Origin of the sequence: Brevibacillus sp. AY1 (assembly GCF_029870785.1) — a bacterium.
In the GTDB taxonomy this organism is placed as follows: domain Bacteria; phylum Bacillota; class Bacilli; order Brevibacillales; family Brevibacillaceae; genus Brevibacillus; species Brevibacillus invocatus.
Genome location: NZ_JAFLPN010000081.1, coordinates 1 through 5669, shown reverse-complemented (window position 1 = coordinate 5669; position 5669 = coordinate 1). Strand labels below are relative to the sequence as shown.

6 protein-coding genes are annotated in these 5669 nt (G+C 51.1%); all 6 read left to right on the top strand.

Annotated features, from left to right (window positions below; translation table 11 throughout):
- The first annotated feature begins 203 nt into the window (after positions 1–203).
- Positions 204–1358, top strand: coding sequence for a thiolase family protein (locus JZI27_RS24610; RefSeq protein WP_280209799.1), 1155 nt, complete (start codon positions 204–206; stop codon positions 1356–1358).
- Positions 1359–1370: 12 nt separating this feature from the next.
- Positions 1371–2474, top strand: coding sequence for a CaiB/BaiF CoA transferase family protein (locus JZI27_RS24605; RefSeq protein ID WP_280209798.1), 1104 nt, complete (start codon positions 1371–1373; stop codon positions 2472–2474).
- A gap of 21 nt (positions 2475–2495) precedes the next feature.
- On the top strand, positions 2496–3278 hold the full coding sequence (locus JZI27_RS24600) for an enoyl-CoA hydratase/isomerase family protein (protein ID WP_122908215.1): 783 nt from the start codon (positions 2496–2498) through the stop codon (positions 3276–3278).
- 26 nt (positions 3279–3304) lie between these two features.
- Positions 3305–4480 carry an acyl-CoA dehydrogenase family protein gene (locus tag JZI27_RS24595; protein WP_280209797.1) on the top strand — a complete coding sequence of 392 codons (1176 nt, stop codon included), beginning with the start codon at positions 3305–3307 and terminating at the stop codon, positions 4478–4480.
- Between the two features lie 20 nt (positions 4481–4500).
- Positions 4501–5316 (top strand): SDR family NAD(P)-dependent oxidoreductase, encoded by an 816-nt coding sequence (locus tag JZI27_RS24590; protein WP_251244882.1) that lies wholly within the window; start codon positions 4501–4503, stop codon positions 5314–5316.
- 39 nt (positions 5317–5355) lie between these two features.
- A partial coding sequence (locus JZI27_RS24585) for an FAS1-like dehydratase domain-containing protein (protein WP_280209796.1) occupies positions 5356–5669 on the top strand: 314 nt, incomplete at its 3' end.

Here is a 5669-nt window from a genome sequence, read left to right as displayed (position 1 = left end):
CATGGATACGAGTACAAACTTTCGGATATCCTCTAACGCAAAAAGGCCCAGAGCTTCGCTCTGGGTTTTCTTATTTTGTCTTGATTCGTGGACAGTACTCTCCATAAAAATCACTTTGTTCGGATCAAAATCGTTGGCAATAGAATTGCATTAGTCCTTTTTGCAGAACGAGTAAATCACAATAATGACAGGGAGATGGGAAAATGACGCGAGAAGTCGTGATCGTGGAGGCAGTACGTACACCGATTGGTAGAAGAGGAGGACTTTTAAGTGGAATTCGCCCCGATGATCTTGCTGCAATGGTGCTGCAGGAGCTGGTCAAGCGGGTAGATCTAAAAGCTGAACTGGTAGAGGATGTCATCTTTGGGTGCGTTTCTCAAGTAGGAGAACAAGCCGGCGATATTGCACGAGTTGCTTCCCTCATCGCCGGCTTCCCCATCGAGGTACCCGGCACTACGATCGATCGGCAGTGTGGATCTAGTCAACAAGCAGTCCATTTCGCGGCCCAAGCGATTTTAAGTGGGGATATGGATATCGTGATTGGTGGCGGTGTGGAGAGCATGTCCCGGGTTCCGATGGGCTCTACTAACCAGGGAGCAAAGAGAAGCGAGCAATTGACAGCAAGATATGAGTTGATCAATCAAGGCTTGTCGGCAGAAAGAATCGCCGAGAAATGGGGGTTTAGCCGCACGCAACTAGATGAGTATTCGCTGGAAAGCCATCGTCGGGCGATACGTGCGCAGGAAGAAGGGCGATTTGAAAGAGAGATCATGCCTTTAGAAGTCACATTGCCTGATGGCAGCACCACGATCGTCACGCAGGATGAAGGACCGAGAAAAGGAACCTCGATGGAGAAGCTTGCGTCTTTAAAGCCAGCATTCCAGGAGGATGGCCGGATACATGCAGGAAACGCCAGCCAGATCAGCGATGGAGCGGCAGCCCTTTTGCTGATGTCGAAAGAGAAGGCCGAGAGCCTGGGAGTCAAGCCTCGTGCCAGAATCATCTCACGAACAGTGGTTGGGTCTGATCCGACCTTGATGCTGACTGGACCAATCGCCGCATCGAAAAAAGCATTGGAGAAGGTTGGGCTAACCATCGAGGATATGGATTTGTATGAAGTCAATGAAGCCTTCGCACCCGTACCGCTCTGCTGGCAGGTGGAAATGGGAGCGGACCCGAGCAAGCTGAACATCAATGGGGGAGCCATTGCGATCGGTCATCCACTGGGAGCAAGCGGAGCGCGTGTCATGATTACCTTGCTGCATGAATTGGAGAGAACAGGTGGCAAATACGGCTTGCAGGCTATCTGTGAGGGGCTGGGCATGGCAAACGCAACGATTATTGAACGACTGGATTAAAGGAGGAGGCTTATGCTGTCTGACATTCTCGTGATCGACTTTTCACAGCATCTGCCAGGACCTTATGCCACTCTGCGCCTAGCGGATCGTGGGGCACAGATCGTCAAAGTCGAAACGCCACAGGGAGACCCAGCGCGTCATCCGAAGATGAAGGGCCAAGGCGACAATTATCTTTTCCGTGCGCATGGACGCAACAAGAAGAGCATGGTTCTCAATCTCAAGGAAGAGCCTCAGCGATTCGTGGCGCTTGACCTGATCAGTCAGGCAGATGTCGTGATCGAGAGTTTTCGCCCTGGCGTGACCAAGCGGCTCGGTATCAGCTACGAAGATGTGGTTCAGGTCAATCCGCGAATCGTCTACTGCTCGCTGTCAGGCTATGGTCAAAACGGTCCCATGCATCAGATGGGCAGCCACGACATCAATTACATGGCCATCAGCGGTGCCTTGGCGCAGATGACGGATGATGACGGTGCACCGATCGCACCCAGCATGACGTTTGCCGACATGATCGGAGGAATTGCCGCATCAGAAGCCATTTTGGCGGGTTTGGTACAGCGAGGAAAGACAGGGAAGGGGACGTATTTGGACATCTCGCTTGCGGATGTAATGGTTACACTGATGACCAACCATGTGCTCATGGAATCGGCGACTGGCAATCGACGAGGACTGGCAAAGCTGCACAAAAGTCTCGTCTGCTACGCGATTTATCAAACCAAGGATCAGCGATACATTTCTCTGGGAGCGCTGGAACCAAAATTCTGGGAGAATTTCTGCCAGGCAGTGGAAAAGCCGGAGTGGCTTTCCGCCCACTACTCTCCCCAACAAGACGAGAACCCTGTTTATCAGGAAATACAAGCGTTAATCCGGAGCAGAACGCTTGCTGAGTGGACGTCCTTCTCTTTGGAGGTGGATTGCTGTATGGCACCGATCTTGGAAGCGGGAGAACTGCACGATCATCCGCATATTCGAGAGCGCCGTTTGATTGAGGAGCAGTGGGGGCTTCGCTATGTGGCGACGTGTTATCAGAGCGAAGGCTCGGTGCTGCAGCATGCAACACCATCTCCAAAGCTTGGTGAGCACACAGAAGAGTGGTTGACCCGATTGATGAAAAAGTAAAGAAAGGCAGGGAGATACGCAATGTCCTTTGAGCGACTGGAAGTTCAAATCGAAAACGGTGTGGGTACGATCCGCCTGAACAGACCAGAGAATCGTAATGCGATGGTTCCAGCATTGCGAACAGAGCTGCTTCAGGTGCTGTCCGATCTCGAGCAGGACGATCAGGTTCGAGCCATCATTCTCACAGGAGAAGGAAAGGCATTTTGCGCAGGCGGAGATTTGAGCTCGATGGGCAATCAAGTGACGGCTCTAACCGGACGCCAAAAATTGAAGCTGTCCCATGAATTGATCCTGGCCATTCTTCAAGTGCGAAAACCAGTCGTGGCTGCAGTAAACGGCGCTGCAGCCGGTGCAGGCTTCAGTCTTGCTCTTGCCTGCGATCTCGTCGTTGCAGCACGTTCCTCCTTTTTCGTACAAAGCTTTGTCCATATCGGGCTTGTACCAGACCTCGGTTCTGTTTACTTTTTGACGCAGCTCCTGGGACATCATCGGGCGAAGGAGCTGATGCTTTTAGGAGAACGCATCAGCGCTGAGCAAGGGCAACAGCTCGGGTTTGTCAATCGGGTGGTGGAGGATGAGCAGCTTTTGGAAGAGGCAAGGGCTATCGCTGACCAATTGGCAAAAGGACCATCCATTGCAGTCGGTTTGACGAAAGATCTGGTGAATCAAACCATGATGAGAGGATTGAATGAATCCTTGGAATTGGAAGCGTTTGCGCAAGGGCTATGCCTGGAATCAGAAGATTTAAAAGAGGGCGTAAAGGCATTTTTTGAAAAACGGCGGCCGCAATTTTCTGGTCGATAATTTCAAATCTTGGAGAAGTGAAGATCATGTCTGCAACGACTTCATTTGATGGAAATAAAGTCTCCAAGCCTTATTACAACAGTGAGCACCTCATGTTTCGGGAAGCCCTTCGGAAGTTTTTGGATAAGGAAGTCGTTCCCCATCTCGATCAATGGGAGGAGGACGAAATCGTCCCGCGTTCTTTTTGGGATCGAATGGGAGAGCTGGGATTCCTGTGCCCGCAGGTATCACCGGAATACGGCGGGCTTGGTCTGGACTTCGGCTTCCAGATCGTTCTGGCTGAAGAGGCAGGCAGAGTAGGCGGATTAGGAGGACCAGGGATTCATACCTCCATCGTCGTCCCTTATTTGGAGGAATTCGGAACGGAGGAACAAAAGAAAAAATATCTGCCCAAATGTATTTCTGGAGAAATCGTCACTGCGGTCGCAATGACAGAGCCAGGAGCGGGATCAGATCTAGCCGGAATTCGGACGACAGCAGTGCGCGATGGCGACCATTACATCGTAAACGGGCAAAAAACCTTCATCAGCAATGGCATCCATTCTGATCTGATCGTCGTAGCAGTCAAGACGGATACCAGGGTGACCCCTGGACATAAAGGAATTAGTCTCCTGCTGGTCGAGCGGGGAATGCCAGGCTTTATCCGGGGACGAAAATTGAAAAAAGTAGGTCTTCGCAGCCAGGATACAGCAGAACTGATCTTTGAGGATTGCAGGGTACCGGTCGAAAATCTGCTGGGTCAAGAAGGAAAAGGCTTTTATTACTTGATGCACAAGCTTCAGCAGGAACGTTTGCTTGCGGCGATCGGTGCGATTGTATCTGCAGAAGACATGCTGCAAATCACCATGCAATACGTGAAGGAACGACAAGCGTTTGGCAAATCGATCAGTACGTTTCAGAACACACAGTTTGAAATTGCCGAGATGGCAACAGAGGTGCAGCTGGGGCGCACTTTCGTCGATGATTTGATCGTGCGCCATATGAATGGAGAAAACATCGTCACGCAGGTTTCCATGGCGAAGTGGTGGATTACAGATATGGCACGAAAAATGGCTCCGCGCTGCATGCAGCTTCACGGGGGTTACGGCTTTATGGAGGAGTACAAGATCGCCAGACGTTACCGTGATATCGCCATATCTCCGATCTTTGCCGGAACGAATGAAATCATGAAAATCATTATCGCCAAAAACCTGGGATTGTAGTGGAAATGGAGGAATAGAGGATGAGTAAAATGCTGGACGATCAAGTGGCGATTGTCACGGGTTCGGGGCGTGGCGTCGGACGCGAGGTAGCGCTGATGTTTGCTGAGCATGGAGCCAAAGTCGTCGTCTCAGATCGGGACGAAGCACCTGCTCAGGAAGTCGTATCTGCCATTCGGGAGCAGGGCGGAGAAGCCATCATGTACTGCGGGGATGTGACAGCCTCGAAATTTGCCAAGGGGATTATCGAGGAGACGGTTTCCACGTTTGGCAGACTGGACATTCTCGTCAACAATGCCGGGTATACCTCGGATGCGCTGATACACAAAATGAGCGACGAGCAATTTCAGGCTATGCTTGATATACATCTCATCGCACCGTTTCGATTGATTCGGGAAGCGAGCCCTTACTTTCGGGATGCCGCCAAAAAAGAAATGGAGCAAGGAATAGTGCACCATCGAAAAATTGTCAACGTCTCGTCAGTGGCGGGTATAAGCGGCAATGTAGGCCAGGCCAATTATTCCTCTGCAAAAGCAGGCGTGGTTGGTCTGACCAAGTCAGTAGCCAAGGAATGGGCAGGATTCAATGTCAACTGCAACGTCGTAGCATTCGGCTTCATCGATACACGTCTGACGCAACCAAAAGAGCTCGGCGAGACGGTGGACGGTGTGGTCGTGGGCATACCGGAGAAGGTACGGAACATGTTCATCGAGCGGATCCCGCAAAAACGTGCAGGTGATGCAAAGGAAGCCGCCGCAGGAATCTTTTATCTGTCTTCGCCGCTCTCCAATTATGTGAATGGTCAAGTCCTGCACATCAATGGTGGGACCTATACCTGATCCTTGCACGACTGAAAAGGAATAGAAGGAGGGGCAATGATGATCGAACAGAAGATCGGACGGAAGACGGCGTCAAGCACGTTTACCGTAGAACTGGGAAAAGTGAAGGAGTTTGCGCTTGCCTTGGGCGATTCCCATCCTGATTATCAAACGGGGGATGCGATTCCTCCTACCTTTGCGACGGTCATTGACTTTTGGAGTGGGGATTCTTCAATGGCTTCCTTGCTTAAGTTGAACATGGAGAAGGTTTTGCACGGTGGCCAGGAATTCGAGTATTTGGGGGTACCGTCAGCAAAACGCGGATTTACAACGCTAAGGAGTTTTGAAGCACAAAAAAGCCGGTTTTCACCACG

What these genes read in the sequence shown, in the direction of transcription:
- JZI27_RS24610 (WP_280209799.1), top strand. Translation starts at nt 204, where the DNA reads ATGACGCGAGAAGTCGTGATCGTGGAGGCAGTACGTACACCGATTGGT.
- JZI27_RS24605 (WP_280209798.1), top strand. Translation starts at nt 1,371, where the DNA reads ATGCTGTCTGACATTCTCGTGATCGACTTTTCACAGCATCTGCCAGGA.
- JZI27_RS24600 (WP_122908215.1), top strand. Translation starts at nt 2,496, where the DNA reads ATGTCCTTTGAGCGACTGGAAGTTCAAATCGAAAACGGTGTGGGTACG.
- JZI27_RS24595 (WP_280209797.1), top strand. Translation starts at nt 3,305, where the DNA reads ATGTCTGCAACGACTTCATTTGATGGAAATAAAGTCTCCAAGCCTTAT.
- JZI27_RS24590 (WP_251244882.1), top strand. Translation starts at nt 4,501, where the DNA reads ATGAGTAAAATGCTGGACGATCAAGTGGCGATTGTCACGGGTTCGGGG.